Genomic DNA, 2,006 nt, shown 5'->3' on the forward strand with positions numbered 1-2,006 from the left:
GTATCGGTAAGGAATTCGTTAACAGTTCCAGAGTAAAGACGCATTACACCTCGTCATACCTCTTGTTCTTCCTGTCGGGCTCTATCATCAATCTTCTGGATATCGGATTCATATCTATTGATCACAAATAACATGCACATTCTTTCCAGTATATTCCGTAGCGTATTTCACAGCGGTGCCCAAAAGGCAAACTTCCTCCTCACTGAAGGCGACATGGTGGAGTATTACCGTGTCTGTACCATCATCTTTACACATCTTATAAAATTCGGGAAGTTTGCTTCTTACAATTTCTTCAAGTGGATTGCCCATGGCACGAAATCATGTTTTGGCCTAAAAAGCTTTGTTTGGCCACATCAATCTTCCGCCAGCGCAATATAATTCATCTTGCCCGGGTCCCAGCCCGCCACGAAATCGCCATTCTCGTCCCGGACCTGGATGTAGGCACTGCCCCACTCGAGCGTCCAGCCGTTGCTGTTAGTCATCTCACCTTTCTGGAATTCTTTCATCTGTTTCTCCTGTCCCCGTGACTCTCGCACAGGGGAAAACCCGCATACTGCCCGGCCGGTAAAAGCGGACCGGATGGCGCTCACCAACATGGCGTATATTTCGCACCCATAAGGATAATATACGCCATGTCGCAGGCCAGGTATGGCCCGCCGCCCTTACCGTGTCGAAGTAAACTATCCCAAGCAGGGGAAGCCGCAGTACTATCTGGTGCGTGATGTCGGCGTCCGCGGCCTGCGGCGCAAGGTGCGTAAGTACCTCGGTACCAAGCCACTGACGCGCGAGCAGGTCGAGCACTGCCGGCGTGAGCACGCGGCCGAGATGGAGCTGCGCACCGCGCTCAAGAAGGGGGAGCTGAGCGCTGGAGCCCTGCGGAGCGAGCATCTGGATGGGGAGCAGCACCTGCAAGTCGAGCAAGTGCGCTACCTGTTCCAGTCGGTCGGCGAGCTGATGGGTGAGACCGAGGCGGCGGTCTACGAGCGCGAGTTCGAGGCTAGCTACGTCCAGGGTACCACCGCCATCGAGGGTAACACGCTGACGCTGGGCGAGACCAGCGACCTGCTGCGGTACGGTATTGCGCCCGAAGGCCATTCGCTGCGCGAGGTCAATGAGGTGCAGAACTTTCGTAAGGTGGCAAGTTACCGCAACAAGTACCGCGGACGCGCCAGCCTGGACTTCATCCGCGCCCTGCACCGGCTGGTAATGGACAATATTGATTTCGACTCAGCCGGGAATTTCCGGCGCCTTGACACAATCGGCATTGTCAGTGCCGATATCCGGCTCACGCCCGCGCCGGTGATTGAGGCCGAGCTGCAGGAGGCTATTGAGGAGTATTACGCCCGGCTTGACGCCGGTTTTAATCCCTTCGAGCAGGCGGTGCTGTTCCATTACCGCTTCGAAATGGTGCATCCCTTCACAGACGGCAATGGCCGTGTGGGTCGCGAAATCCTGAACTGGATGTTGCGATGCCACAGGTATCCCCGGTTGCTCTTCCTCGGTCGGGAGCGGGGATCATACCTTGCGGCGCTGCGCAAGGGCAATGTTGGTGACTTCGCCGGGTTGCTGATGCAGTTCGCCAAGCTGCTGGTGGGCCAGCGGCTGGAACGTCTGCGAGAAAATCTGGAGCAGCTGGCGTCTGTTGCTCCGCAGAAGCGGGGACAGCTGTCGCTCAGCGACTTCATAGACTTCTAGTCCATCTGCTCAATCGAACAGGAACTGCCGCGCTTCCCAGCCCTCGACCCGCGCCGGCTCCCCCTTGCGGTTCGCGGCGATGCCGTGCCCCTCGTCGGCCAGCCGGCTGGCGTGCTGCGCGGCACCGCCGGGGAACTTCGGGTTCAGCGCGCCGCCGTCTTTCAGCAGCCGCCAGTACGGCGCCGGCTGGTGCGCGCTGCTGTCGGCCGCGCCGCTGCCGCTCGCCGCGGCTGCGGCGCGGTCCTCCTCGGAGGTTTCGGCGACGAGCTTGAGGAAGATGCCGGTCGTGAGGGGGCACGCCAGCTCGGCGC

The 2,006-nt window shown here is 59.4% G+C and carries 4 protein-coding genes; 1 reads left to right on the forward strand and 3 read right to left on the reverse strand.

Annotated features, from left to right (window positions below):
* Nucleotides 1–114 precede the first annotated feature (114 nt).
* Entirely contained in the window at nt 115–309 is a 195-nt protein-coding gene (locus tag QGG57_06765) for a hypothetical protein (GenBank protein MDP7007865.1), read from the reverse strand.
* A gap of 44 nt (nt 310–353) precedes the next feature.
* A complete protein-coding gene (locus QGG57_06770) occupies nt 354–536 on the reverse strand; it encodes a hypothetical protein (protein MDP7007866.1) in 183 nt (60 codons plus the stop codon).
* A 112-nt stretch (nt 537–648) separates the two neighbouring features.
* Between QGG57_06770 and QGG57_06775 the strand changes: the two genes are divergently transcribed.
* A complete protein-coding gene (locus QGG57_06775; GenBank protein MDP7007867.1) occupies nt 649–1,695 on the forward strand; it encodes a Fic family protein in 1,047 nt (348 codons plus the stop codon).
* A gap of 9 nt (nt 1,696–1,704) precedes the next feature.
* Here the strand turns inward: QGG57_06775 and QGG57_06780 are convergent.
* The coding region (locus QGG57_06780) for a hypothetical protein (GenBank protein ID MDP7007868.1) at nt 1,705–2,006 on the reverse strand (302 nt) is incomplete at its 5' end.

Source organism: Candidatus Poseidoniia archaeon, assembly GCA_030748895.1.
Taxonomy (GTDB): domain Archaea; phylum Thermoplasmatota; class Poseidoniia; order MGIII; family CG-Epi1; genus UBA8886.